This is a genomic window from Staphylococcus sp. IVB6181 (assembly GCF_025561445.1).
Lineage (GTDB): Bacteria > Bacillota > Bacilli > Staphylococcales > Staphylococcaceae > Staphylococcus > Staphylococcus simulans_B.
The window spans coordinates 78,428-103,895 of sequence record NZ_CP095096.1; the positions used below are offsets into that span (position 1 = coordinate 78,428).

27 protein-coding genes and 1 pseudogene are annotated in these 25,468 nt (G+C 35.8%); 15 read left to right on the plus strand and 13 right to left on the minus strand.

Translation table 11 applies throughout. The features are described 5' to 3' along the window. Positions 1 to 14 precede the first annotated feature (14 nt). A complete protein-coding gene (gene pbp4 / locus MUA90_RS00355) occupies positions 15 to 1,244 on the minus strand; it encodes a penicillin-binding protein PBP4 (RefSeq protein WP_262587590.1) in 1,230 nt (409 codons plus the stop codon). A 149-nt stretch (positions 1,245 to 1,393) separates the two neighbouring features. Next, on the minus strand, positions 1,394 to 1,780 hold the full coding sequence (locus tag MUA90_RS00360; RefSeq protein ID WP_262587592.1) for a (4Fe-4S)-binding protein: 387 nt from the start codon (positions 1,778 to 1,780) through the stop codon (positions 1,394 to 1,396). A gap of 186 nt (positions 1,781 to 1,966) precedes the next feature. Here MUA90_RS00360 and MUA90_RS00365 point away from each other — a divergent pair, with 186 nt between their 5' ends. The 8 genes from MUA90_RS00365 to MUA90_RS00400 all read left to right on the plus strand — a co-directional run bounded on the left by MUA90_RS00365 (position 1,967) and on the right by MUA90_RS00400 (position 8,657). Then, complete coding sequence (locus MUA90_RS00365) at positions 1,967 to 2,245, plus strand: GNAT family N-acetyltransferase (RefSeq protein WP_105994014.1); 279 nt, start codon at positions 1,967 to 1,969, stop codon at positions 2,243 to 2,245. A gap of 194 nt (positions 2,246 to 2,439) precedes the next feature. Next, a complete protein-coding gene (locus MUA90_RS00370; RefSeq protein WP_262587596.1) occupies positions 2,440 to 3,570 on the plus strand; it encodes an acetylornithine transaminase in 1,131 nt (376 codons plus the stop codon). 153 nt (positions 3,571 to 3,723) lie between these two features. Beyond that, positions 3,724 to 4,719, plus strand: coding sequence for a ribose utilization transcriptional repressor RbsR (gene rbsR, locus MUA90_RS00375; protein ID WP_262587598.1), 996 nt, complete (start codon positions 3,724 to 3,726; stop codon positions 4,717 to 4,719). A gap of 172 nt (positions 4,720 to 4,891) precedes the next feature. Continuing rightward, a complete protein-coding gene (rbsU, locus tag MUA90_RS00380; RefSeq protein ID WP_262587600.1) occupies positions 4,892 to 5,773 on the plus strand; it encodes a ribose/proton symporter RbsU in 882 nt (293 codons plus the stop codon). Positions 5,774 to 5,790: 17 nt separating this feature from the next. Then, positions 5,791 to 6,195, plus strand: coding sequence for a D-ribose pyranase (gene rbsD / locus MUA90_RS00385; RefSeq protein WP_262587602.1), 405 nt, complete (start codon positions 5,791 to 5,793; stop codon positions 6,193 to 6,195). Positions 6,196 to 6,211: 16 nt separating this feature from the next. Beyond that, the gene (gene rbsK, locus MUA90_RS00390) at positions 6,212 to 7,120 is read left to right on the plus strand and encodes a ribokinase (RefSeq protein ID WP_262587604.1); all 909 of its coding nucleotides are present in this window, start codon (positions 6,212 to 6,214) and stop codon (positions 7,118 to 7,120) included. Positions 7,121 to 7,812: 692 nt separating this feature from the next. Beyond that, positions 7,813 to 8,325, plus strand: coding sequence for a CPBP family glutamic-type intramembrane protease (locus MUA90_RS00395; RefSeq protein ID WP_262587606.1), 513 nt, complete (start codon positions 7,813 to 7,815; stop codon positions 8,323 to 8,325). Beyond that, entirely contained in the window at positions 8,289 to 8,657 is a 369-nt protein-coding gene (locus MUA90_RS00400; RefSeq protein WP_262587608.1) for a CPBP family intramembrane glutamic endopeptidase, read from the plus strand. The genes MUA90_RS00395 and MUA90_RS00400 overlap by 37 nt, the downstream gene beginning before the upstream one ends. 66 nt (positions 8,658 to 8,723) lie before the next feature. Here MUA90_RS00400 and MUA90_RS00405 read toward each other — a convergent pair whose 3' ends face one another. After that, complete coding sequence (locus MUA90_RS00405; RefSeq protein WP_262587610.1) at positions 8,724 to 9,086, minus strand: hypothetical protein; 363 nt, start codon at positions 9,084 to 9,086, stop codon at positions 8,724 to 8,726. 235 nt (positions 9,087 to 9,321) lie between these two features. On the opposite strand from MUA90_RS00405, the gene sph reads away from it, so the two are divergent. After that, complete coding sequence (sph, locus tag MUA90_RS00410) at positions 9,322 to 10,251, plus strand: sphingomyelin phosphodiesterase (RefSeq protein ID WP_262588770.1); 930 nt, start codon at positions 9,322 to 9,324, stop codon at positions 10,249 to 10,251. 119 nt (positions 10,252 to 10,370) lie between these two features. Here sph and MUA90_RS00415 read toward each other — a convergent pair whose 3' ends face one another. Continuing rightward, complete coding sequence (locus MUA90_RS00415) at positions 10,371 to 10,736, minus strand: hypothetical protein (RefSeq protein ID WP_114604197.1); 366 nt, start codon at positions 10,734 to 10,736, stop codon at positions 10,371 to 10,373. Between the two features lie 306 nt (positions 10,737 to 11,042). On the opposite strand from MUA90_RS00415, the gene lip reads away from it, so the two are divergent. From lip to MUA90_RS00440, 5 genes are all read left to right on the plus strand, one after another. Then, on the plus strand, positions 11,043 to 12,911 hold the full coding sequence (gene lip, locus MUA90_RS00420) for a YSIRK-targeted triacylglycerol lipase (RefSeq protein ID WP_262587613.1): 1,869 nt from the start codon (positions 11,043 to 11,045) through the stop codon (positions 12,909 to 12,911). Positions 12,912 to 13,159: 248 nt separating this feature from the next. Then, positions 13,160 to 13,588, plus strand: a complete 429-nt coding sequence (locus MUA90_RS00425) for a transporter suffix domain-containing protein (RefSeq protein WP_114604199.1) — start codon at positions 13,160 to 13,162, stop codon at positions 13,586 to 13,588. Further along, complete coding sequence (locus MUA90_RS00430) at positions 13,536 to 13,976, plus strand: MarR family winged helix-turn-helix transcriptional regulator (protein ID WP_262587616.1); 441 nt, start codon at positions 13,536 to 13,538, stop codon at positions 13,974 to 13,976. Before MUA90_RS00425 ends, MUA90_RS00430 begins: the two co-directional genes overlap by 53 nt. A gap of 134 nt (positions 13,977 to 14,110) precedes the next feature. Beyond that, the gene (locus tag MUA90_RS00435; protein ID WP_262587617.1) at positions 14,111 to 14,836 is read left to right on the plus strand and encodes a gamma-glutamyl-gamma-aminobutyrate hydrolase family protein; all 726 of its coding nucleotides are present in this window, start codon (positions 14,111 to 14,113) and stop codon (positions 14,834 to 14,836) included. Positions 14,837 to 14,840: 4 nt separating this feature from the next. Beyond that, the gene (locus MUA90_RS00440) at positions 14,841 to 16,202 is read left to right on the plus strand and encodes an APC family permease (RefSeq protein WP_242244498.1); all 1,362 of its coding nucleotides are present in this window, start codon (positions 14,841 to 14,843) and stop codon (positions 16,200 to 16,202) included. 44 nt (positions 16,203 to 16,246) lie between these two features. On the opposite strand, the gene MUA90_RS00445 is transcribed toward MUA90_RS00440, so the two are convergent. The 8 genes and pseudogenes from MUA90_RS00445 to MUA90_RS00480 form a co-directional block, all read right to left on the minus strand. Next, positions 16,247 to 17,020 carry a sugar phosphate isomerase/epimerase family protein gene (locus MUA90_RS00445; RefSeq protein WP_262587620.1) on the minus strand — a complete coding sequence of 258 codons (774 nt, stop codon included), beginning with the start codon at positions 17,018 to 17,020 and terminating at the stop codon, positions 16,247 to 16,249. A 115-nt stretch (positions 17,021 to 17,135) separates the two neighbouring features. Continuing rightward, entirely contained in the window at positions 17,136 to 18,092 is a 957-nt protein-coding gene (locus tag MUA90_RS00450; RefSeq protein ID WP_262587622.1) for an ABC transporter ATP-binding protein, read from the minus strand. An 11-nt stretch (positions 18,093 to 18,103) separates the two neighbouring features. After that, positions 18,104 to 18,919, minus strand: a complete 816-nt coding sequence (locus tag MUA90_RS00455; RefSeq protein WP_145380118.1) for a carbohydrate ABC transporter permease — start codon at positions 18,917 to 18,919, stop codon at positions 18,104 to 18,106. Next, positions 18,909 to 19,784: a carbohydrate ABC transporter permease gene (locus MUA90_RS00460; protein ID WP_114604205.1), complete on the minus strand. Its 876-nt coding sequence runs from the start codon at positions 19,782 to 19,784 to the stop codon at positions 18,909 to 18,911. The genes MUA90_RS00455 and MUA90_RS00460 overlap by 11 nt, the downstream gene beginning before the upstream one ends. Before the next feature lie 11 nt (positions 19,785 to 19,795). After that, on the minus strand, positions 19,796 to 21,085 hold the full coding sequence (locus MUA90_RS00465) for an ABC transporter substrate-binding protein (protein WP_262587624.1): 1,290 nt from the start codon (positions 21,083 to 21,085) through the stop codon (positions 19,796 to 19,798). A 130-nt stretch (positions 21,086 to 21,215) separates the two neighbouring features. Then, a pseudogene (locus MUA90_RS00470) lies at positions 21,216 to 21,781 on the minus strand (glycerol-3-phosphate responsive antiterminator). A 122-nt stretch (positions 21,782 to 21,903) separates the two neighbouring features. Continuing rightward, positions 21,904 to 22,635 (minus strand): glucosamine-6-phosphate deaminase, encoded by a 732-nt coding sequence (locus MUA90_RS00475; protein WP_145380124.1) that lies wholly within the window; start codon positions 22,633 to 22,635, stop codon positions 21,904 to 21,906. 22 nt (positions 22,636 to 22,657) lie between these two features. Further along, positions 22,658 to 23,326, minus strand: coding sequence for an N-acetylmannosamine-6-phosphate 2-epimerase (locus tag MUA90_RS00480; RefSeq protein ID WP_114604209.1), 669 nt, complete (start codon positions 23,324 to 23,326; stop codon positions 22,658 to 22,660). A 167-nt stretch (positions 23,327 to 23,493) separates the two neighbouring features. Between MUA90_RS00480 and MUA90_RS00485 the strand changes: the two genes are divergently transcribed. Then, positions 23,494 to 24,300, plus strand: coding sequence for a MurR/RpiR family transcriptional regulator (locus MUA90_RS00485; protein ID WP_105994000.1), 807 nt, complete (start codon positions 23,494 to 23,496; stop codon positions 24,298 to 24,300). Positions 24,301 to 24,396: 96 nt separating this feature from the next. Here MUA90_RS00485 and MUA90_RS00490 read toward each other — a convergent pair whose 3' ends face one another. After that, the gene (locus MUA90_RS00490) at positions 24,397 to 25,263 is read right to left on the minus strand and encodes an ROK family protein (RefSeq protein WP_262587631.1); all 867 of its coding nucleotides are present in this window, start codon (positions 25,261 to 25,263) and stop codon (positions 24,397 to 24,399) included. Positions 25,264 to 25,468: the final 205 nt, after the last annotated feature.

Consider the following 25,468-nt stretch of genomic DNA (forward strand, 5'->3'; position numbering starts at 1 on the left):
CTCATTTTTTATGTTCATTTCAGTCTTTTGAATAGGATGTATAAAATCAGACAACCCAGCACAATACCCCCGATGATCGTAAAAATCCAAGTCAGAATGAGACCTGTATGAGATACAGGCTCAACTGTTACACTTGGCGGGTATGCACCTTTTAGAAATTGACGGGGATAATCTGCTTGTACTTTGTCATCCTTCACACTTAAATGATAGCTGTCTTTATCTTTAGGTACGACATCATATAAATCTTGCTTCACGTCGTATTGCTTGCCATCGATTTCGTGTGTGCCTTTACTGAGGACTTTGCGATATTCATAATGCTTCATCGCATCTTTTGTTAAGGCATTAGCCAGTTTTTGACGCGCATGTTTCGCATGTTCGCTTGGATAGGGCAGTACATTGAGGATGACAGTATTGATACGCAGATTGTTTTGTTTTGCGGTCAAAACTAAATTATAGCCGTTTTCGCTTGTGCCGGTTTTCAAACCTTCTGCACTGCTTAAGCCGTCTTTCGCATGCGGTAAAGATAAGTTAGTGTTCTTTAACTTCTTATGGTATTGTTCATCCGTTTCTAATTTAGAGTAATCTAAAACTTTCGTATGTTCTTTAATGAGTTGCTGAGCTAATACAGCAATGTCTTGTGCTGAGCTTTTAGAAGCTGTTTCATGTTTATATTTTTTCGGCGCAAATTGCTTCAGCAACTTATTATTTGCGCCGCTAGGGTTCGTATAATGTGTTTGATGCATTCCCATTGCTTTTGCTTTTTCATTCATCCGATTTGTGAAGTGTTCAATATCGCCGTCGATATGGTCAGCCAAGATTAACGATGCTGCGTTGCTGGATTCTAACATCACTTGTTTAAGCAGCTGATCAATCGTATAAACTTGGTTCTTTTTAACAGGGAAAGTTGTTAAATTCGGTAATTGAGCCATTTCTTCATACTCAGATGTAATTTTGACTTTATCTGTGAGGTGAATCTTGTGATTTTGAACATCTTCTAAAATTAAATAAACCGTCATTAATTTTGCGGTTGATGCAGGATCAAGTTGACGTTGTCCATTGTAATCGTAAAGAATTTGTCCTTGCTGCGTAGTCACATAAGCGCTCTTTGGGTTGTATTTTTTGTCTATAGATTCATGATAGTGTTTGGCAATTTCAACAGGTGTTTCTATTGCTTGTGCACTTTGTGAGATCGTCATTGCCCAAAGTATCAAAATCGAAAGTACAATCCCGATACCTTTTTTCAAAGTTGTTCTTCCCTTCATTTTAGTGTATATCTAAAACCTTACTATAATAGTCTAAAGGGCTCAACTGTCTTTAGATAAAATATAATAAAAGTTTACAAAATAAAAAGCACTTCCATTTCCTTAGAACAGAAGTGCCATATTTGTTCAGTTTATTTACCGTCTAAAGTGTAGAACGGGTTGTCGCTCACATTTGTGCCGCCTTTTAGCAACGCACGGTTTAAATGTAATGTTTCACCATTATGATTTAGTGTGAATTCACCTTTGACAATGATTTGGTTATCATCGCCGATAGAAATTTCAGTATGATTATGGTGTTCATTAGGTTTGCCGTCTTTACGGTTATATTCTAATGCGCCGCTTGGGCAAAGTTCTACAACACGTGCAATTTCATCTGCGCTCGCTTTGCTTGGGTCAATCCATGGGCGTATTTTCGTATCGAATACTTGTGATAAGTTCTTAACACATTCAGCTGCATGAATACAACGTGCAGGTTCAAAAGAGACATCAATGGCTTCGCTCGTATAATTTTTTCTCATGTTATCACTCCTAAATTGAAAGAAAATTCGTAATTTCAATATAGCACAGGTATACAAAAATAAAATTAATTTATCTGTGATAATAAATGAGAATTATAATCAATTGTATAAAATGGTTTAATCACTTGCTTTTAGGATGAATTGCACGTAATATCTAAGTAATTAAAAAAGTAGGGGGCAACCTAAATGACAGAAGTTAAACATGGCAAGAATAGATTTTATGTAGGCAACAGCGAAAATGACTTTCAAGCATTGATGACATATGTACCGACTAGTCCGGATATGTTTATTATTGATCATACTGAGGTATCAGAAGCACTGCGCGGGCAACGTGTAGGTTACGCGCTTGTAGAAGCAGCGGTAAATTATGCAAGAGAGAATGATATGAAAATCGTTCCTTTATGCCCGTTTGCGAAAAGCGTATTCGATAAAACACCTGAATATGCGGATGTATTAAAAAAATAAAACCAATGTATCGACACACGGAGAAATGATATACAAGGCAGTACTCATTCAAGATGGGTGCTGCTTTTTTTATGATTAAACAGTTAATAAGATCATAGATTTTTATCAGTTGACGCAGTAAAGAGACAAAGGTATTATATTAATAATTATACATTTAAATAAATAAAGATGAATTTAAGTCAGAAGGTGACACCATGAGCAAACTATTTCAAAATTATAAACGTGCACAAATTGAATTCGTGAAGGCAGAAGGCAATGTATTAATCGATACCGAAGGCAAGCATTATTTAGATTTTTCTTCTGGTATCGGTGTAACGAACTTAGGCTTTCACCCCTATGTAGAAGCAGCACTCCAACAACAAGCAGATCAGATATGGCACACACCAAATATTTACTTAAACCAACTTCAAGAAGAAGTGACAGAGAAGTTGATGGGTGACACAGAGTATTTAGCTTTCTTTTGTAATAGCGGGGCAGAAGCGAATGAAGCAGCTATCAAACTTGCACGTAAAGCGACAGGAAAACAAGAAATCATAACCTTTAAACAATCTTTTCATGGCAGAACGTTTGGTTCTATGTCTGCGACAGGGCAAGATAAAATCAAACATGGCTTTGGAGATGGTGTACCGCACTTTAAATATGCGGCATTTAATGATTTAGAAAGTGTGAAACAACTGATTACAACAGATACGGCTGCTATTATGCTTGAGCTGATTCAAGGCGAGTCTGGGATTATTATTGCGGATCAAGCTTTTGTTCAAGGCCTTGTACAGCTCTGCAAAGATAAGAATATCTTGTTGATTGTTGATGAAGTACAAACAGGAATGGGACGTACGGGTAAACTTTTCGCATTCGAGCATTATCATATCGAACCTGATATCTATACTCTCGCAAAAGGTTTAGGCAATGGTGTACCAGTAGGGGCGATGTTAGGCAAAGCTGAATTAGGACCAGCTTTTGATTACGGCAGTCATGGTTCGACTTTCGGCGGTAATAAATTAGCAATGGCCGCAAGTTCTGCGACATTAAATGTGATGAAATCCCCTGACTTTCTTGCGAAAAGCTTTGAAAAAGGCGAATACCTGAAAAGACAATTACAAGAAAAACTGAAAGATAAATCCTCTGTCATTGAAGTACGCGGACTGGGACATATGATAGGTATAGAGACAACACAACCCCTGAACGAAGCAGTAGAAAACGCAAGATCAAAAGGATTGATTGTACTCACTGCAGGCACTAACGTCATTCGCTTACTGCCGCCTTTAACTTTAAGCAAAGAAGAAATTGATCAAGGTATCCATATATTAGTTGATGTTTTAACATAACGAAGAAAACTGAGGCACAGCAGTTTGTAATTGCTGGTCTCAGTTTTTATTTCATCAGCTCTACAAATTTAAATAGAGATGATATGATGAAAGAGATAAAAAGGCGGCACATTTGCGTAAGCGAGTCTGTCAGCATAAGGGGAATAAGCACTCATGAAGAAAGTATCAATTAAAGATGTCGCAAAAGAAGCAGGTGTATCCTTAACAACGGTTTCGCACATTTTAAATCATAAACAAGAACGCTTTTCTCAAGCGACAATTGATAAAGTTTTAACGGCTAAAGATAAATTAAATTACATACCAAATAAAAATGCCCAACAATTAAGAGGTCATACGATTAAATTGATCGGTGTCTTAGTACCTAGTTTAACGAATCCCTTCTTTTCAGCTATTATGCAAAGTATGGAACAACATAAACCGGATTACGTGGATTTATTCTTCTTAAGTACTTCAGGCGACCATTTAGAACACAACATCAAGCATTTAGTCGAAAGAGGAATGGATGGTTTAGTTATTGCCCGTTTAATCGACCAGCCTGAAAGTATGAACAACTATTTAGAACGGCATAATGTACCTTATGTTGTATTGGATCAAAGTGAAGATAATGGCTATACCGATATTATTCGAACTGATGAACAAACAGGCGGTGCTTTAGCCGCAGAGCATTTAATCCACCTCAACCATCAACACATAGCTATCGTTCACCCTAATGAAATGATGTCGAATATGCAAGCACGTGTAAAAGGTTTCGAAGATTACTGCAAAACACACAATATTCCTATGCCGGTAAAAATAGAAACAAAATTATCTCCATCCGGCGGTAAACAAATTGCAGAACAAATTATCCAAAGCAATGTGACAGCTGTTTTTGCGATTAATGATGAAATGGCTATCGGTATATTGCGTGGTCTAAGAGAACATGGGAAATCTGTCCCTGAAGATATCTCAGTAGTAGGCTATGACAATATCAGTTTCTCACAATACATGACACCTGCATTGACGACTGTGGCACAACCGATTGCGTTAATAGGCGAAACTGCATTAAGACTGATTGTGAAGAAAGTTACGGACAAAGCACAAGGTGTAGAACGTGTTGAACTGCCGAATAAATTGGTAATCAGAGAAACAACCGATTATTTAAATGAATAATTCTTATTAAAGACGAGGCGCTTATTTTAATATAAGTGCACTCGTTTTTTATTGTGGCGAAAATCTTAAATCGATATGAAAACGTATACAAATGAGTAGAAAAGTGCTAGTATGTGATTAAAGTAAAACGTTTTACTAAAACGACATTCAGAAAAAAATAGAGGTGTTAATCATGAATATAGTCGCTTTGCTTATTGGTTTAGGACCGTTGCTTGGTTGGGGTTTATTCCCGACAATAGCTTCTAAATTCGGAGGTAAGCCGGTTCACCAAATCATCGGTACAACCGTAGGGACGTTGATTTTCGCATTAGTCTTTGCGGGTATTACAGCACAGCATTTCCCTACAGGCATGAATCTAATCTTTGCACTGCTTTCAGGTGCAGGCTGGTGTTTCGGACAGATTTTAACGTTTAAAGCATTTGAATTAATCGGATCATCCAGAGCTATGCCGGTCACAACAGCCTTCCAGCTTTTAGGCGCATCTTTATGGGGTGTATTTGCCCTAGGGAACTGGCCGGGTGTGACAAATAAAATTATCGGCTTTGTCGCATTAATCGTTATTTTAATCGGTGCACGTATGACAGTTTGGAGTGAACATCCAGAAGCACAAAACAGTGGACAGTTAAGAAAAGCAGTTGTCATTTTACTGATTGGTGAAATCGGTTATTGGCTGTATTCAGCTGCACCGCAAGCGACAGACATCGGTGGTAAAGCAGCCTTTTTACCGCAAGCCATGGGTATGGTTTTAGTCGCAGTCATTTATGGCTTAGTCTTTATCAAAAAGGACAATCCATTTAAAAACAAAATTACTTGGCTTCAAATTATTTCAGGTTTCTTCTTCGCATTTGCGGCTTTAACTTATTTAATTTCAGCCCAACCGGATATGAACGGTTTAGCAACAGGCTTTATTTTATCTCAAACATCTGTAGTACTTGCGACATTAACAGGTATTTATTTCTTGAATCAACGCAAAACCAAAAAAGAAATGGCAATCACAGTCATTGGTTTGGTTCTGATTTTAGCTGCGGCTACAGTCACAGTCTTTATTAAATAAACATGGAGGGAATAGAAATGAAGAAAACCCCTGTATTAAATAGTTATGTATCTCAAGCTATCGCAACAATCGGACATTATGATTTACTTACAATTAATGATGCCGGCATGCCGATACCAAATGATGAACGCAGAATCGATTTAGCAGTAACGAAAGCACTGCCGCGTTTCATTGATGTATTAGAAACAGTGTTGAGCGAATTAAAAGTTCAAAAAATCTATTTAGCTGAAGAAATCAAAACAAATAATCCAAAACAATTAAAAGCGATTAAAGGATTGCTTGAAGAAGATGTGGAAATTGAATTTATTCCTCATTCAGAAATGAAAGCATATCTGAGTCATCCTTTAAATAAAGGTAATATCCGTACAGGCGAAATCACACCATTTTCAAATATTATTTTAGAATCTAATGTGACTTTTTAGATAAGGAGTGAACACGATGACGAATAAAGTAGTAATTTTAGGATCAACGAATGTGGATCAGTTCCTAACAGTTGAGCGTTATGCCAAACCAGGCGAAACGCTTCACGTCAAAGAAGGACAAAAGAAATACGGTGGCGGTAAAGGTGCCAACCAAGCGATTGCGACAGCACGTATGAACGCAGATACCACATTTATTTCAAAAGTCGGCAAAGATGGTTTAGCAGACTTTATGTTTGATGGTTTCAAAGAAGCAGGTATGAATACTGAATATATTACAGAATCAGAAACAGCAGATACCGGCCAAGCGTTTATTACAGTCGATAAAGACGGCAGTAATACAATTTACGTCTATGGCGGTGCGAATATGGATATTACACCTGAAGATGTAGAACAAGCTGAAGCAGTAATTAAAGCAGCGGATTATGTAGTGGCACAATTAGAAGTCCCTGTACCGGCAATCATCCGTGCATTTGAAATTGCACGCGAACACAACGTTACAACAATTTTAAACCCTGCACCTGCAAGTGAATTGCCAGAATCACTGTTAAAACTCATCGATGTGATTATTCCGAATGAATTTGAAGCTGAAATTCTATCAGGTATTCCAGTGAAAGATGAAAACTCAATGGCACAAAATGCAGACTACTTCTTAAACTTAGGCATTAAAGTCGTTTTGATTACAATAGGTGCACAAGGTACGTATTACGCTGTAAAAGGCAACTCTGGCCTTGTAAAAGCTTATAAAGTAGATGTAGTAGATACAACCGCTGCAGGCGATACATTCATCGGTGCCTTTGTCAGTGCTTTTGATATGAAACAAATGAATCTAGAAAAGGCCATTGATTTTGCGAATAAAGCAGCTTCTTACACAGTTCAAAAATCAGGTGCACAGATTTCAATTCCATTCGCAAAAGATATTAAGTAGAGCTGTAAAAATCATTAAATTTAAAATCAACGTCTCTTTATACAATTAAAAGAAAGACGTTGATTTTTTATTTATCCCTAAAATTGATTTTATGCATAATGATATTTATCCAACTGATAAGCAGTATAGGTAGTGTCACAAGATTCAGAGCTTCTATGTTCAGCATATGCAGAAGCTGCTGTGGATCCACATCTAAGGCTATCTTAGATATTGATTGCGTGACGACTTGGTATAAAGTTAAATATACTAGAAGCCATTGAATAAAGTACTCTGCAATAGTAAGTACTAAATCGTCATGAAACCACTTTTTGAAAAACGCATGCATTATGAAAAATTCAATGATACTGCTTGCTAAAACAGATAATAAACCGAGGGTAAACAAACTATTTCCTAAATTAATGAATGAATCTATACCTATTATAATAAGCAAACCTAATATAAGTGATAGGCTAGAACTCACAATGAGTATGATGATTAACATTGATGATTTAATAAATACATGCTTGCGCTTTCCTAAATTTGCAAAGTAATCAATTAAGAAGAACATAATGATAATTAAAATGAAATTCAACCAATTCATGGATACATAACCTTTCTTGTCTGGTTCGTGGGTGTGTACAAATTGTAGTAATTTTCTGTATATGAGATAATTACAATCTGTAATATAAATATTATATAATGGAGAACAACATATGAACAATCAATTTCAACAAGAGTATCAAGGCAATTGGTTAAAATTTTCGTTTATCACAGTAGGACTCTTTATTTTAGGCAGCTTTATAGCTGCACCATTTTATTGGCTGATAGCACAAAACCCAGTGAAAGATATATTAATGGTAGCAATAGCATTTTTAGCAGAATCCTTATTATTATTGGTCTTTGTGTTAAAAGTTGAAAAAAATGATTTAACAACAATAGGGATTAAGAAACTGAATATAGGAAGTAACTTAATGAGAGGCGGCAGTTTTGCATTTGTGTTTATGTTGTTAATTATTGTTGGTTTAACAGCAATGCACATGATTGAACTGAACTTAAATATCATGCACGCAGCATTGATAGTAAATGTTCTTTTGACATTTCCAGCATTTTGTATTCAAGCAACGACTGAAGAACTTTTCTTTCGAGGGTACTTACAAACGAGATTAACCAAAAGATATGGGGATGTCTTTTGGTTAATCTCGTTTCATCAATTATGTTTATGTTAGTACATGTGACTAATCCTAATATTACGTTGATTGGTATCGCAAATATTTTCTTGGCAGGTATCTTTTTAAGTTTGGTTTATAGATTAGACGGATCTATATGGTCAGTTGCAGGTTTCCATATCATCTGGAATTTTGTACAAAACTCACTATACGGTATCAATGTCAGCGGTAATTCATTGGGATTGAGTATCATGAATACACACTATCTGAAAGACAACTATTTAACAGGAGGAAGTATGGGAATTGAAGGCAGTATTTTTGTAACTGGATGCTTTGTTATAATCATTCTCTACCTTGTTAGAAAAATAAAAGTACAAAAGATACAATCATAGTACTAAGTAATATAACGTCCTTAGACAGATAAAGCACATCTGTTTAAGGACGTTATTTATTTCTGCTTATCCATATATGAAACAAATAACAACTGTAAGCAGTGTGAGTACCGCAAATATCGCAAAACAAGCACAACATTTAAGCCAAGAACTGATTTGACTTGTAACGATGGATTTAAAGAGATAGTAAGCAAGTATCAGAATAAGGGGAATCAAAACAGGAAGTATGAAAAACCAAATACCTGTCCACACATTTTTGAAAATATGATCAAGGATATTAACAAAGGTATCTCCGCCGATCAGCACTGGAATTATAAATATCAATAAAAAGATAGAAATAACAAACCAGCATCCATTTCCCATACCGCTAGACCGATAATACAAGGCGTTATAATTACGTTTCGTACGAACTTTATTCAATTTCTTCATAGCTGTCTCCTCTTGGTGTGATTTGTATTTGATTATATCACTGTCAAAATGAAAAACGTATATTAATAATGTAATAACAATTATAAGTTTTATAAATATGGATTAAGATTATTTGAGTTTCAACACACGCTGCATATGCATATAGTACACTTTGGTAGATTTTACAGTCTATGAAAGAGGAGAAATAGAAATGAAGAAAAAGATTATCTCAATAGTTATACTTACAATCGGTGTGATGTTGGGTTATGGCAATTACATGCAAGCACAAAATCATACATATCCTAATGACTTAAAGTTGACGACACACAACGTTTATTTCATGCCGCGTGCACTGTATCCTAATTGGGGGCAAGTTCAAAGAGCACAGTTAATACCCAAAGCAGACTATATGCAAAATCAAGATGTTGTTATCTTGAATGAACTTTTTGACGAAACCGCATCACAAGAACTTAGAAATCAATTAAAAGAACAGTACCCGTACCAAACACCAACAGTAGGTAAAGACCAAAGCGAAGCATGGCATCAGACTTCGGGGAATTATGTATCAGCACGATTTACGAGCGGAGGTGTGGGGCTTGTCAGTAAATGGCCGATTGAACGTCAAGAACAACATATCTATACTACAAAAGGATGCGGTGCGGATGCATTAGCTAATAAAGGATTTGCCTATATTAAAATTAATAAAAACGGACATCCATATCATATTATAGGAACACATCTTCAAGCAGAAGATAGTACATGTTCTAAAGGAAAAGATAAAGAAGTCCGAGCGAATCAAATGAAAGAGATTCAGCAGTTTATTAAAGAAAAACAAATTCCTGAAAATGAAGCGGTCTTTATTGGCGGAGATTTAAATGTGATTAAAGGGACAGAAGAATATCAAGCAATGTTCCAAAACTTAAATGCAGCACAACCTACAAGTTATCAAGGTGTACAGTATTCTTGGGATACAAGTACGAATGGTATTGCAAATTATAATTATCCGAAACTATCGCCGCAGCATTTGGATTACATCTTGCCTGAAAAAAATCATGCACAACCTGACACTTGGAATCAAAAAGTACATCAAGAAAAATCTCCGAAATGGACGGTTAAGTCTTGGGGTAAAACATACGAGTACAATGATTATTCGGATCATTACCCCGTTTCAGCATCATCTGATTAATATAACGCGTTGATGAAACACTAATAAATGAGCCGTTTTTGTAGGAATGGTTAAGTGATATGAGAATGAATATAGAAATGCTAAAAAGTTGAACTTTGCAGGTTCAACTTTTTGCGTTTTTAGAAAATCAATTGGAATAAATACATCACAAAGAATGCGCCGATAATCGTCGCAATAATACTTAAAATCTTACCGATAAAACTTAAATGACTAACGATGATACTTTTAATAATGAAAATGGCGATAATGAATAGTACAGGATAAAAAATAAGATAAATAATAAATGAAATAACAGCCCATATACCGCCGAATACATTTTTAGTCAGATTCATAGCATCGCTGTCGCCAGTGAAAAAGCCGACAACCATTATAAAAATCAATAATGCAAAACCACTTGTGCAGCCGCATCCACAACCTTTTTCGGTGGGTTTGAAAATTAACGTACCATCACTTTTCTTATAGAGCTTTCCCTCTACTTCTTCCATATATAACCTCCTATACAATAGATAAAAATAATTATAACATGGTGCAATGCGTTATAAGTATATCTTTTGATAGTTTATTATTATGTTAAAGCAGAGGTAAAAGCATTTGTTGCTATATATAACAGATGATTATACATTCACTCATATGAACATATAGTCGAGTATTTGCCTATATGGATAAGGTTATTTTAATTTTATTAACAATTATCTTAATCCAACTTAATATTCTATTAATATCAAATATCTACAATCAAAGTATCATGCTGAAAAGCAGACCTAACTATAGACAGAGAGGCTGAATTGAAGATGAAACAACATCCATATCGTATAAGTAAATTAACTATCGGTACATCATCTATGATTGCTGCGTCTTTATTCTTTGCAGATCATCATGCGGCGCATGCATCTGGAAGTGCACCTGTATCATCTGATTCATCTGCAGCACAAGCTACGACACAATCTATAGCACAACCAGATTCATCTGGTGAAAGTACTGAACAAACAAGTCGTTCAGAAGCTGTACAACCTTCACAAGGTGTAGTACATACTCAAATAGAAAATAACAATCAACCACAGAATACATCCTCAATTAATAGTGGACAAACAAATAAAGAACAACCGCAAACAACACAAGCGCCAACAACTGATACATCTCAATCAGAAACAACACCATCAAAAGAAACTGAGCCTTCGCCTGCACAATCACCAGAACCAACACAAAACGAGGAACAAGCACAAGTTGCACCGCAAACAGAAACTGAACATCCAGTACAAAATACTAAAGAAACAGAAGCGGATACTGAAGAAGTGGTTCAAACGCAAGCACCGACTGAATCACAACAAACAGTAAAAGTTCCTGAAAATAATACAACAACACAAACTCCTAAAAGTACTACTTCATCTGTAACACCTGAGACTGCACCGACTGCACAACAACAGCCAGAACCCAAATCAACAACAAATACCCAGTCTCAGCAGCAAGTCAAGGCACCTGACCAAACAGCAACAACTCAAAATTCAGGGCAAGTACAATACAAGAATCAAGATCCGATTATTTTAGTACATGGCTTTAATGGTTTAGTGGGTGATAATGCGGCACCTTCCAGCGGCAACTATTGGGGCGGCAACCGTACAGATATTCAACAGGACTTGCGCGATAATGGCTACAACGTACATGAAGCTAATGTCGGTGCCTACAGCAGCAACTATGACCGTGCAGTTGAACTTTATTACTATATTAAAGGCGGCAGAGTCGACTATGGTGCTGCACATTCTCAGAAATACGGACATGAACGTTACGGAAAGACTTATGAAGGGGTTTATCCCCAATGGCAGCCTGGTCAAAAGGTACATTTAGTCGGTCATAGTATGGGCGGTCAAACAATTCGCCAAATGGAAGAGTTCTTACGAAACGGCAACCAAGAAGAAATCGATTATCACCAGCAGCATGGCGGTACGATTTCACCGTTATTCGAAGGCGGGAAAGGCAATATGGTGAGCTCAATTTATACAGTGGCTTCACCGCATAATGGGACACATGCGGCTGACCTTCTAGGCAACGAAGCACTGATTCGCCAAATTCTATATGATAATGCGAAATTGCAAGGCAATAAATATTCGCAAGTAGACTACGGGTTGTCTCAATGGGGGATGAAACAAGGAGAGAATGAATCGTATACAGACTATGTAGACCGTGTCAGAGCGAAAAGTAAAATTTGGACAACAACAGACAATGCTTTATATGACCTCACACGTGAAGGGGCACAAAAGCTGAATGAAAATACGACACTTAACCCAAATATTGTTTATAAATCTTATTCAGGAGAATCGACACGTCCAGGAATCTTAGACAGACAACGTTCTGATATTCATATGGCAACTTCTAAAGTATTGACTGGGAATGTCATCGGCAAAGTAGATGACAAAGAATGGCGTGAAAATGACGGACTGGTTTCAGTGATTTCAGCGCAGCATCCATTTAACCAAAATGCTACACCTATGACAGAACAGCCTCAAAAAGGCGTGTGGCAAGTCAACGCGCTGCAGCATGATTGGGATCACGGAGACTTTGTAGGATCAGATGCACTGGAATCGCAAATTACACCAGAAACGCTGCGTGCTTATTGGTTGGATATCGCAGATGAACTCGTTCAAAACGAAGCTGTAACGAGATAAACAGCATAAAAAACGCATAAGGAGGAACAAACATGACAGGCACACCTCAAGAATTATGGGAATCATTTGTAAGAATCATGAAAGTGTTATTCTCATAAAGTGTATGCGTATCGCTTTTTAAAAGGAGTGATACGCATTTTTTAATAAAAAATAAAAAAAGATCAACTTTAGACTTTACAAAGCGACTATCGCCTATTATAACTTAGTTAAGTTAACTAAACTAAATAAAAAAAGGAAGGCGAAAATAGATGAAAACAAATCAAGCAAATAATAAAAGCAAATCAGGAAAATTCAAATTCGGTCTTATTCTCTTAGTCATTGGTCTCGCTATGTATGGTATTGCTGCAATAACAGGGTTCTTACCTATTGATCTAAAATTGAAAGGTATATTGATTGCTGCAATTCTTATCATTGCAGAGGTCGTTAATATTGTTGCAATTATATTACTTGGAAAAGAAGTCGTTAAAAGATATAAAAGCAAATTGAATCCGAAAAATTGGTTTAAAAAGAAAGAAACAGTACAAATTTCAGATGAACAAGTGAATATTGAGAAAACAGATGAAGACAAATATAATGAAGATAACGTCGTTGTTTTAAATAAAGAAGCTAAAGGAAGTCGTATATATGGAACAACAAAACATCTCTCAAATAGAAAGTATAGCCCAGGAAATAACTAAAATAAATGAAGCCATTGCTATAGAATATGTACAACAAGAAAGAGATGCTGCAAAGTTTAATCTAAACAATAAGCAACATGTGATTATGACTATTTTATCTGAACATCCTGATATGAAACCTAGTGAGTTAGCACAACGTTTAGGTGTTTCTAAAAGTGCTATCAGCCAACAACTTCAAAAGTTAAAAACCAGAGACTATATTTATCTTTATAAAGATGAAAATGATAAACGTGTCTCACTGATTGGACTAGGAAAAAATGGTTTGGCCTATCAACAAAGTATTGACGACTATGTTCAATCATTTACAAGAAATTGCGCAGAACAATTCAGTTATGAAGAGTTGATTGAAATACGAGACGCATTAACCAAATTGCAAAAAATTATATAAAGTGAAGAGGTGATCTTCCAGAGGTTGCCTCTTTTCATTTGTCACAATTAATTTCAGAATAGTTAAATTATTATATTGACAATTCCGAGTAAGTTACTATAATTAAGGTTATTCAACAACCGGAGGCAGACATCATGATTAAAACAATAGGTATTTCCGCAAATATTCTCGTAGACCAAGACGGCATGTTCCCAGGCTATAAGCGCTGTTATGTCAATCAAGACTACATTCGCACCATCGTTAAACACGGTGCAGTACCGGTCGTCTTACCGGTCACTAATGACGAAGCTGTGATAGAAGCACAGATTAAGCTGATTGACGGCTTATTACTCAGCGGGGGACAAGATGTATCACCGCAGCTATATGACGAAGATCCGCAAGATAAATTAGGTGAAACGCTGCTGATGAGAGATGAGTTCGACTTTAAGCTTATAGAGAAGGCTAAAGAACGCTATATTCCGATTTTAGGTATTTGTCGTGGTGCACAAGTATTAAATGTGTTTCATGGCGGCTCGCTTTACCAAGATACAAGTTATCGCCCAATCCAAACCATCAGACACTGGCAGCCGAAGAATCCAACCGAAAAGACGCATGAAATCAGAGTCTTTCCTAAAACCAGACTGTCAGCACTGTTTCCATCTGGCAGATTTTGTGTCAATTGCTTCCATCATCAAGTAATTAATAAACTTGCAGAAGGTTTTGTGGTAATGGGGCAATCTAATGACGGCGTCATTGAAGCATTCGAATCTACAACGTATCCCTATATGGTCGGTATTCAATGGCATCCCGAAATGTTATGGCATGAAAGCAGTATGGACGATTTATTCAAAGACTTTATAAACCAAGTAGAAGGAAGATGACATCATGAAGAAATTAGGATTTTGGTCTATTGTCTTATTGGCTATCAACTCTATTATAGGTTCTGGTATTTTCTTATCTCCAGGGGCTGTCATACAAAAGGCAGGGAAGTACACGATTCTTGTTTATTGTGCAGCAGCAGTCTTTGCGGCAGTCTTAGCAATTACATTTGCGGCTGCGGCGAAGTATGTGAATAAAAGCGGTGCAGCTTATGCCTACGCCACTTCTGCCTTTGGAGAAAACATCGGTTTTTATGTCGGAATCACGCGTTTCATCGCAGCAAGTATTGCGTGGGGTGTCATCGCAACTGCAGTGGTCAAAACAGCCATTGCTATTTTCGGCGGGGACAATAAAAATTTTCTATCTGTAACGATAGGATTACTGATACTGATGGTGATTTTATTATTAATCAACATCACCGGCAACAAAGTATTTGAGTTCTTTAATAATTTATCAACTATCGGCAAATTAGCCGCATTAGTCACAACAATCATTGTCGGATTTATTATCGTTATTACAACAGGTACATCACACTTCAATGATATTAATCAACTTGTCGATACGTCTCAATTAAACACTTCTGCCTTTGTTATGGCGGTCATTGCGGCCTTTTATGCCTTTGTCGGCTTCGAAAGTGTTGCGAGCGGTGCCGAAGATATGAAGCAGCCTGAGAAAAACTTGCCGAGAGCTATTCCGCTTGCGATTTTGATCATCGCAGCGATTTACATCAGTATCATTTCAGTGGTAATGATGATTAACCCGACTGCTGTGCTTCACAGCAAGCATGTGGTATCTCTAGTGACGGTCTTCCAGTCACCAGTAATCTCTAACATTATTTTATATGGTGCTTTGGTTTCTATGTTCGGAATCAGTATTGCAGGTTCTTTTTCTACACCAAGAATCTTAGAAGCGATTGCGAATGAAAACCAAGTGCCTTCTTGGTTCAAACAAAGAACACGCTATGATTGCCCATTCAATGCTTTCATCACAACATTCTTAGTTGCACTGATTATCCCTATGGCATTCCAATACAATATGGTCAGTATCATTGTCATCAGTTCGATTTCACGCTTTATCCAATTTTTAGTTGTGCCGATCGGTGTCATACTATTTTATTACGGAAAAGCAAAAGGACAAGTATTGCCGAATGTATATAAAAGCAAATTTACAGATGTCATCTTACCAAGTATCGCAGTGGTACTTACTGTAATATTACTGACAAAGTTTGATTGGAAAGGTCAATTTTCAATAGTGGAACATGGACAAGCAACACCAAACTACTTTGCGATTATCGCAATGCTTATCGGCTATGTATTATTGCCATTACTACTCTTCATAGCGAACAAAAAATATCAAAAACAACATTAAAAAAATTCATCCTGACTCGTTCAATGAGACAGGATGAATTTTTGTTATTTTATTTTTTTATAAACGTAATCAATATCCTTCTGAATTCCTGCAGGATCTAAGCCGATTTCATAATTGTATTCTAAAGTTAATTTAGCATTAGGCGTATATTTAAAGTACAGTTCAAAGAAGTTTTCAATATCTAGAGTGCCTTCATGTAAAAACTGATGGCTATCATGATAACCGTCATTATTGTGAAGATGGTAGAATTTAATTTTGTCTTTAAGCTCTGAAATAACATGTTCTAAGTTCCATTGATTTGCATTTACATGGCCAATATCTATAAGTACGGGGTTATCATGTTTTTTACAAAAATCGATAAATTCATTCTCATCTAAAAGCATGTTATTTCTAGAGGACACACCAACATTTTCTATGAGAATATCAATGACTTTTTCTTTTGCAAGTTGCGAAATTTTTTCTAGTTCTATAGAGGCATTTTTCATCATGGCTTCTTTATTGTGTACAGCTGCGTTATTAATATGATAAACAATATCTTTAATACCTAGATCTTGGCAATGAGATAAAGCAATAAGAATTTGTTCTAAGCTGTATGATGAGTTATTGCTTAATTCAGAATGCTCAACATCAAATATTTGTTCATGATATGTTAAGAAACGATTTTCTTGTTTTGCTATTGTAAGAAGTTGCTGAGTATATGCTTCATTTTGGTTGTTTGCAAAAAGTTCAATACCTAAATCCGGATTATTCTCTAATAAAGTGTAGATAGGATCTAAACCACTTTCAATATACGTGTTGGTGCTTAAAATTAAAGTCATATTAAAACTCCTTTATATTTTTTTCTGTAATAGGATCAAAGAAATTAATTTGGTCTAAGTCAAAATTTAAAAATATGTTTTGTTCAGTCGGATTGTTGCTTGTCTTTACAATGATTTATTGGACACCGATATTTCCGATAACACTAAAGGCTTCGCCTAAGTTTTCAACATCATTTACTTGAAAAGGGATACCAGAAGGGGTATCGCTGATATTAATATGCTCAGGACGTATACCTACAAGGATTTCTTTGTTTTCGTATGATTTCAATAACTCCATTATCTTATTATTAATATGAATATAGATTTTATCGCCGAATTCGATTTTGTCGTTAATATATTTCCCTTTAATGATATTCATCGGGGGTGAGCCAATGAATTTAGCAGTGAAAACATTTTGGGGAGAGTTATATATTTTTTCAGGGGTGTCATACATTTGAATTTCACCCTTATTAAATAGCACTATTTTATCGGCAATAGACATTGCTTCTAATTGATCATGTGTAACAAAAATAAAAGTGTGTTTATAGATTTGGTGTAAGTGTATAAGTTCACGGCGTGCTGTTGTTCTTAAAAGAGCATCTAAGTTAGACAAGGGTTCATCTAATAAAAAATACTTTGAATTTTTTACAACTGCTCTTGCTAAGGCTACTCTTTGACGTTGCCCCCCTGATAGTTCATTTGGTTTACGAGACTTCAAGTGTGATAAATCTAATATTTTTAAAACTTTTTCTAAGCGAGAGGCGATTTCATTTGCTGCGACTTTATTATGTTTTAAAGCATAAGTAATATTTTGTTCTACTGTCATATGAGGGTATAGTGCATAGTTTTGGAATACCATAGCAACATCTCTATTACCTGGAGGTGTTTGCGTCATATTCTTACCATCAAATAAAATTTCTCCTGAAGTAACACTTTCTATACCGGAAATCATTCTGAGAATTGTTGATTTACCACAGCCTGATGGTCCTAAGAATACAATTCTTTCACCATCCTCAATTTTTAAATTTAAGTTTTTAATAACCTCTTGATTATTGAATGATTTATTGACATTTTTAAGTTCTAAAGTTCCCATTGTTCAACCTCCTATTTAATTCCACTCGATGTAAAGGTATTGATAATAAAGCGTTGGAAGATTAAGAATAAAATCAATGGCACAGCCATTGTAATAACGCTTAACGCCATAGCAACTGTAAAGTCAGTACCGCCTTCTGAACTTACGAAAAGTTGTAAGGCAAGCGGTAAAGTATAGCTTTCTTGGCTTTTTAACATTAAGTTTGGCCAAATGTACTCATTCCATGACAATATAAAGAACCAAATGCTTGTCGATGTTATAGCTGGTTTAGAAATAGGTAAAACAAAATCTTTCATTGTATGCCATACTGAAACGTTATCGAGTTCTAATGATTCTAATAATGGTTTAGGAATATTTCTCATTGATTGTGTCAGCATAAATATTCCTGTTGCATCTGCAAGTTGCGGAAGTATTACGCCCCATGGTGTATCTATAAATTGCAGACGCGCCATTATTATATAGTTAGGAATCATAGTTACTGTAAAAGGGATGAAGATTGTAGCAACTAATGAAATATAGGTGAACCTTTTATATCGGAAAGCATAAAATACAAGTGCGTATGCTGCTAGAAATGATATAGATACTTTCACAATAGTGATAACACTTGCAATTAGAAACGTATTAAAAGTTATATGGAATAATGGAATGTCGTGAAATAACTTTTCGTAGTTTTCTAATGTAAACGGAATAGGTATTAAGTTGCTGGCTGATTTATAAGCTACACTTAATTTCTTGAATGAGTTACTGATCGCAAACACAATAGGATATAGAGAAATAATGATAAACGCTATAAGCAATATATTTACTAAATACTTTTTAATTTTCATAATCGACCCTCCGTTCAACAACTGCAAATTGAATAACTAGTAATGCAAAGAAGATAATCATAGTTATTGTAGATATTGCTGCTGATGTACCAGTGTTATATAAAGTAAAGCCTTCGTGGAAAGCATGATAAATTAAGTTGCTGCTTTTATAATCTGGTCCGCCCTTTGTGATTACACTGATAGGGGTAAATACATATTGAAGTCCTTGCACAATAGTAAGTATTAAGATATAGAAACCTGTACCTGAACTCATTGGGAGAACAATATTTAAAAATATTCTTGATGGACGAATGTTATCAATTTTTGCTGCTTCGATAACTTCTCTTGGAATACCGATAATACTTGAATAAAGTACTAAGAAGTTATATCCGAATACTTTCCAAGCCACAATCAAACTAATGACGAAAATAACCCAGCCATTTGAAATTGCCCAGTTCGGCATTGTTAGGCCAAACAATCCTAAGAATTTAGCAAATGGTCCAGAGACAGGATTGAGTATCCATAAAAATACCATTGATCCAACAACTAATGAGATTACTGAAGGTATGAATAATGCAGTTTCATAAATTCTCTTTCTTTTTGTTGCAAAGTAATCAACTATAAAAGCGAATATATAAGTAACAACGGTGTTGAAAAATATGAGAAGCAATATATACATCAGTGTTTGAGCAGTTACCATATAAAATATTTTATTTGTAAATAAGTCGATATAATTATCAAAGCCAACAAATTTCTTTTCAGGCTTAATCATATTCCAATCAAAGAAACTGAGATAAACCGTATAACACAGCGGTATTATTGAAAAGATTAAAATAATGATTACAGATGGAGCTAATAGAAAATAGGGTATCCATGTTTTCTTCATTAAGTATCACCTCACTTATTATTTTCGATTTCTAAGTTGATAGAATCCTGTGTTTCTTTCATTGTCTTTTCGACAGGTGCATCATCACTTAAAATTCGATTTCGCATATCCAGAAGTTTTTGTTCGCTTTCTAAGCCAGTCGCATCAGGGAATGATGCCCATGGAACAACATTTGTCATTTGGCGAATAGCAGGTTTTATCATTTCGTTCTTCTTAAGGTATTCTTGCAATCCTTTTGGATTATCAATGACATTTTTGGTAGGTGGAACATAACCTGTTCCTTTAGTCCATGCACTGACATTTTCAACTTTGTATAGATATTTCATAAATTCCCAAGAAGCTTTTTGTTCTTCTTTAGTTTTATCTGTAATAGCTAACATTGCACCGCCTGCTGGTGTTTTCTTTTCTTTGCCTTTCCAACCTGGCATCTCAGTTGAAGTTACATCAAACGAGGCATTCTTTCCGATGTGAGTCTGTTTTGCTACAGTCGTGAATAGCATCCCTACATTACCGTTAACGAAGTTTTGTTGACCTTGTTCATCGTTCATATGTAGAGCAGTTTTATTTTTAACCATATCTTGCATATATTTGTATACTTCGTATCCTTCTTTATTAGCAAAGGCTGCTTTATTATCTTTAACAATATGACTGCCATTACTATCTACCATTGCTTGCTGTGCCCAGCTATCTGCAGGTTCTTGGATGAAGACACCATATTTATTTGTCTTCTTTTTAATGATTTCGGAGTATTCTTTTACGTCCTCCCAAGTTTTAGGTGTTTTACCTTCAAGTCCAGCTTTTTTGAAAATATCTTTATTAATAAACAAGACAGGGCTGCTGATTGAATACGGTAAACCTATTTGCTCTCCTTTATCATCTTGAGCAATCTTCAACATCTTTGGTTCAAAGTTTTGACTAATAAAGTCTTTATCATTAGGTGCTGATTCCTTAATTACTTTTGAAGGAGACGTGTACGGAAAATTATCTTTAAAATAATTTTTGAAAGACCATCCTACTTGTACAACATCCGGTGTGCGTCCACCAGCAGCTTCAGACTGCAAGTTTTGCATCAACCCTTTATACATTTCAGGATTATATTTAGCAACTACATGAACATCTTTACTTTGCTTGTTAAAGTCATCTACTAATTGCTTAACTGTTTTACCTCCTTGAGTTTCAGCATTCACATGCCAATATTCGATTTTTATTTTTCCATCTGCTGTTTTCTTTGGTTCATTAGATGTCTTACATGCACTTAGTAATAATGTAAGTGTCAGAAATAATAAAAATAACCTCTTCATTAACTAATCCTCCTAAAATAAAAATAGCCGAATAAGCATATAAAATATGCTTACTCGGCTCTCCAGTGCCATGCATTCACTTTTCAATTTTATTCTAGGACATCAATATTAATTGATTATCTTTCTGTGGTTAAGAATTTGTAAATTCTGTTTTCCACATATTAATATTTCCAGTAGAAACACCTAATGCACCATGTTTTAATGCATTAGTAATATAGTCAGATTTATCTACTAAACCACCCATTATAATGGGGATTTCTAGTTCTTTGGTGAATATATCTAATAGGAATGAGGTAATTACAGGCATAATTTCAATCATATCAGGTTGGGAGGTTTTACAGTATCTAAAATATTGTTTTTCATATCATGATCCGCCAAGAAAAAGCGTTGGATAACAAAAATATTATGCTTTTTCGCAGATTTAACATGACTGTTTTTAGTTGTGATTATACCATCTGGTTTGAGTACTTTTTTGATGTAATTAAAGCCGAAATCATCTAATTTCAAACCTTTAATTTTTTCGATGTGTATGTAGACTTTTATTCCTTCAGACTTATATAGCTTGATATACTCTTTGACATTTAAAAATTTACCGGTGAGTATAAATACAGCTTTCAAGTTATCTTTATATTTAATTGCTTTTTCTAAGTTTTTCTCAGTGGTGATAGCTGCAATGACAACTTTATTACGCTTCATTTTTGTCCTCCTAAATAAATAGTTGCATTATTTTATATAACCTCTTTACAGATTTATTATAAATGATACTAACTCAGTTTAATTGATAAATGACAAAAAAATAACCGAGCTTTTATGCTCAGTTATTTAATCGCTTGATAAATCACATCATCTACAATGATTTCAACATTCGGATGATTATGCAGGATAGAAGCAGGCAAGGCCTCTGTTGTTTCACCATGTATTAGTTTTTGGATCGCATCAATTTTCTTGTCTCCGAAAGCTAATAAAATAATGCGTTTGGCACGCATAATAGATGCAAGACCCATAGAGAGTGCTTGTTTAGGCACATCATCTAAATGTGCGAAATGCACACTGTTCGCATGTAATGTAGAAGGTGTTAAGTCTACGACCCTTGTTACACTATTAAATGGTGTGCCGGGTTCATTAAAACCGATATGTCCATTTTCGCCGATACCTAATATTTGAATATCAGGTTGGCCGACAGCTTTAAGTGCTGCTTCATAATCTTCAGCCTCTTGTGATAAGTCAGCTGCGCTGCCGTTAGGAATATAAATGTTTTCAGGATTCCACTGTTCATTTTGGCCGAAAAAGCGTTGGTGCATATAAGCATGGTAGCTGTGCAAATCTGTAGGTTTGGCACCGACATATTCATCTAAGTTAAAGGTTCTGACACCACTCACATCAATGGTATTAGCATCTAGTAAATCAGAAAGCTGTGTATACAATTCGGTCATTGTTGAACCTGTAGCTAAACCTAACACAGCATCTGGACGATGTTTGATTTGTTTCAAGAATTCAGTTGCGACATATTGACTGGCAAGTTGTTTATTTCTTAAGTTGTAAAGTTGCATTTCCAATCCTCCGGATAGTTGATTATTCTTTTGCGGCATTCACAAAGCGTTCTGTGATCTGTTTAGGACGAGTAATCGCACCGCCGACCACTGTGCAATGTACACCTAAGCTGCTGACAGCTTGATACATTTCTGGTGTAATGACATTGCCTTCAGCGATGACCTTTGCTTTAACATTATCTAACACTTCTTTTAAAAATGCGAAGTTATTCTCATACAAAATATGACCTTTTGTATAGTCTGTATAGCCGCGTAATGTTGTACCCACGTAATCAAAGCCGAGTTGATCAGCGTGCACAGCCTCTTCGACTGTAGAGATATCAGCCATAATTTCAACACCAGGTGCGTTATCTCGAATGTATGAGACAAGTTCTTCTAATGATTCTTTAGGACGTTCTTGTTTTGTCGCATCTAATGCGATGACTTCGCATTTGCTTTCAATCAGTTCATCGACTTCTTTAGAAGTCGCAGTAATAAATACTTTAGAATCTGGATAATCCCTTTTAACGATTCCGATAACAGGTAATGGGACTTCTTCTTTAATCGCAATGATATCTTCTTTTGTATTTGCGCGAATACCGACAGCTCCGCCTTGATAAGCAGCTAATGCCATTTTAGACATAATAAATGATGAATGTAAGGGTTCATCAGGCAAAGCTTGGCATGAAACGATTAATCCATGAGGTAACATGACAACACACTCCAAAAAATTTGTATTTGTAAAAGTATTAACTAAGGGTCGTTTGATTTACTCATATCATAACACTAAGAAAATTTTATTCAATTCTTTACTACCAATTGAAAAAGTTTTTCATGTATACTATAGGCAACTACTGTATGAAATGGGAGTGAAACCGTATGAAGTTTGAAAATCGTGTTCAACGCAGCCGCCATCTATTAACTAAAATGGATAAGAAAATCATAGAATTTATACGTACGAATGAATTAGACGATCGCTTCTCTACCATCAACTCGCTAGCACATGCTATCGGTACTTCTCCAGCAACAATCACGCGTTTCAGCAACAAATTAGAGTACAGCAATTTTCAAGATATGAAATTCAGCTTGCAGCATGAGAAATCTGAAAAAGTAGTCGAGAACGCACCGATTGTCCAACTCATCCACCGTTACCATCAAAGTATCATCCAGCAAACTGGAGAGTTTATTTCTGAAGAAAAGATAAAACGCTTTGCACATTATCTGAAGACAAGCAGACAAGTGAGCTATGCAGGATTAGGCAGTTCAGGATTAACTGCCAGTGAATTCTATTATAGAACGATGCGTATGGGCATCCGAGGCAACGTTTCAACAGATGCACATCAAATGAAAATTTCAGCATCATTGTTATCTTCCCAAGATATGTTTGTAGCTATTTCAAACAGCGGAGAAACACAAGAGCTTGCGGATGCGGCTGAAATTGCTCATAAACAAGGTGCCTTCGTCGCAGTAATTACTAACTATAAAGGCAGCGTAATTACCAAGCATGCAGATTTAGTATTGATTACTTCCGCGAAATCCAATATCAATGATGCCCGTTTTATTAACACACAAACTGCGACAACCTTCTTAATGGATATCATTTGCTACTTATTATTAAACGATGATTATATGAATAAGCTTTATCAGCGTACGCGTAATACAGTACTGGGAAAGGATGATAGGTAAGACTGAGAGTTGTCTGAATTCAGACAACCGGACCACTAACAAACCGCATGTTCTCAACGATTACAGACAATCGCTGTTACAACATGCGGTTGTATTTTATCCTTTAGATATCGCCCCGAATAACGCTGCGTTATTCTTAGTTTGAGTTGTTTGAAGACGTGCATGGCCATAATTCGGTGGTAAGAACTGATTGAGTTTAGGCTCGATATAGCGGATTAAATTTTCACCTTGAGAAGAGATGCCGCCTCCGATTAAGATTAAGCCTGGATCATAAATGATTTGAAGTTGTGCAATACCTTCTGCGACATATTCAGACCATTCTTCTAAAATGGCTTCTGCTTTCGAATCACCAGCTTTAGCCGCATCAAATAATTTTGGTACATCTGTACCGTGTTCAAATCCATGAGCAGCCATCAACTGTTTTAAAGCTGACGTTGAAGCACGTTGTTCAAAAGTTTTATTGTCAGATGCTCTATAAAGCAGATATCCGATTTCATTGGCACGATGACGTTCACCGCCATAAACCCCTAATTGTGCATGATAAAATGCACCTCCGATGCCTGTTCCTAGAGTCAGGCAGAAAATCGTATCTTCTTGGTAATCATGAAAAGATAATTCACCTAGTAACGCCGCATCTACATCGTTATGTACAGTAATGTCAGATGACAAGTCTGCTAAAGCCTTTTTGAAGTTCGTACCATCGAAATTTTGGATAGTCGGACCAGTATAGACAATCTCTCCTAAATCACTATCTACCACACCTGCACTTGATATGCCGATAGGCGGATCACTGAGTTGATGCTTTTCTATCAACTGTGCAATGAGGCGATAAACTTCATCGATAATGAATACACTTTGATTATCCGGTGTATCAATCTTTTTATAATCTGTTATTTCTAGTTGCTTATTAATCACAGCTGCTTTTATATTGGTGCCGCCGATATCTACAGCAATCTTATACATGGTTCATTCCTCCTCTGATTCACTTTCATTATATAGAGAGACCTCTCAAGGGTGAAAGTGCAGGCTCTATTTTGAAAATTATTTTCATTAGTTTAAGGATATTTTGTTAAAACATTTCAAAATGAGTTGTATAGCAAAATGATAGCGTTTACAATTGGATTTGTAAATGTATTATAAACAAAGGGGAATTTGTTGGAGTTTAAAT

Excerpts from the sequence above, each read along its gene's own strand:
- MUA90_RS00480 (WP_114604209.1), bottom strand. The coding sequence starts at position 23,326 with ATGTTACCTCATGGATTAATCGTTTCATGCCAAGCTTTGCCTGATGAA.
- MUA90_RS00430 (WP_262587616.1), top strand. The coding sequence starts at position 13,536 with ATGGAACAACAAAACATCTCTCAAATAGAAAGTATAGCCCAGGAAATA.
- MUA90_RS00465 (WP_262587624.1), bottom strand. The coding sequence starts at position 21,085 with ATGAAGAGGTTATTTTTATTATTTCTGACACTTACATTATTACTAAGT.
- MUA90_RS00440 (WP_242244498.1), top strand. The coding sequence starts at position 14,841 with ATGAAGAAATTAGGATTTTGGTCTATTGTCTTATTGGCTATCAACTCT.
- MUA90_RS00460 (WP_114604205.1), bottom strand. The coding sequence starts at position 19,784 with ATGAAGAAAACATGGATACCCTATTTTCTATTAGCTCCATCTGTAATC.
- rbsK (WP_262587604.1), top strand. The coding sequence starts at position 6,212 with ATGACGAATAAAGTAGTAATTTTAGGATCAACGAATGTGGATCAGTTC.
- MUA90_RS00370 (WP_262587596.1), top strand. The coding sequence starts at position 2,440 with ATGAGCAAACTATTTCAAAATTATAAACGTGCACAAATTGAATTCGTG.
- MUA90_RS00475 (WP_145380124.1), bottom strand. The coding sequence starts at position 22,635 with ATGCAACTTTACAACTTAAGAAATAAACAACTTGCCAGTCAATATGTC.
- MUA90_RS00365 (WP_105994014.1), top strand. The coding sequence starts at position 1,967 with ATGACAGAAGTTAAACATGGCAAGAATAGATTTTATGTAGGCAACAGC.
- MUA90_RS00445 (WP_262587620.1), bottom strand. The coding sequence starts at position 17,020 with ATGACTTTAATTTTAAGCACCAACACGTATATTGAAAGTGGTTTAGAT.
- lip (WP_262587613.1), top strand. The coding sequence starts at position 11,043 with ATGAAACAACATCCATATCGTATAAGTAAATTAACTATCGGTACATCA.
- rbsD (WP_262587602.1), top strand. The coding sequence starts at position 5,791 with ATGAAGAAAACCCCTGTATTAAATAGTTATGTATCTCAAGCTATCGCA.
- MUA90_RS00405 (WP_262587610.1), bottom strand. The coding sequence starts at position 9,086 with ATGAAGAAATTGAATAAAGTTCGTACGAAACGTAATTATAACGCCTTG.
- MUA90_RS00450 (WP_262587622.1), bottom strand. The coding sequence starts at position 18,092 with ATGGGAACTTTAGAACTTAAAAATGTCAATAAATCATTCAATAATCAA.
- rbsU (WP_262587600.1), top strand. The coding sequence starts at position 4,892 with ATGAATATAGTCGCTTTGCTTATTGGTTTAGGACCGTTGCTTGGTTGG.
- sph (WP_262588770.1), top strand. The coding sequence starts at position 9,322 with ATGTTGGGTTATGGCAATTACATGCAAGCACAAAATCATACATATCCT.
- rbsR (WP_262587598.1), top strand. The coding sequence starts at position 3,724 with ATGAAGAAAGTATCAATTAAAGATGTCGCAAAAGAAGCAGGTGTATCC.
- MUA90_RS00435 (WP_262587617.1), top strand. The coding sequence starts at position 14,111 with ATGATTAAAACAATAGGTATTTCCGCAAATATTCTCGTAGACCAAGAC.
- MUA90_RS00395 (WP_262587606.1), top strand. The coding sequence starts at position 7,813 with ATGAACAATCAATTTCAACAAGAGTATCAAGGCAATTGGTTAAAATTT.
- MUA90_RS00485 (WP_105994000.1), top strand. The coding sequence starts at position 23,494 with ATGAAGTTTGAAAATCGTGTTCAACGCAGCCGCCATCTATTAACTAAA.
- MUA90_RS00425 (WP_114604199.1), top strand. The coding sequence starts at position 13,160 with ATGAAAACAAATCAAGCAAATAATAAAAGCAAATCAGGAAAATTCAAA.
- MUA90_RS00455 (WP_145380118.1), bottom strand. The coding sequence starts at position 18,919 with ATGAAAATTAAAAAGTATTTAGTAAATATATTGCTTATAGCGTTTATC.
- MUA90_RS00415 (WP_114604197.1), bottom strand. The coding sequence starts at position 10,736 with ATGGAAGAAGTAGAGGGAAAGCTCTATAAGAAAAGTGATGGTACGTTA.
- MUA90_RS00360 (WP_262587592.1), bottom strand. The coding sequence starts at position 1,780 with ATGAGAAAAAATTATACGAGCGAAGCCATTGATGTCTCTTTTGAACCT.
- MUA90_RS00490 (WP_262587631.1), bottom strand. The coding sequence starts at position 25,263 with ATGTATAAGATTGCTGTAGATATCGGCGGCACCAATATAAAAGCAGCT.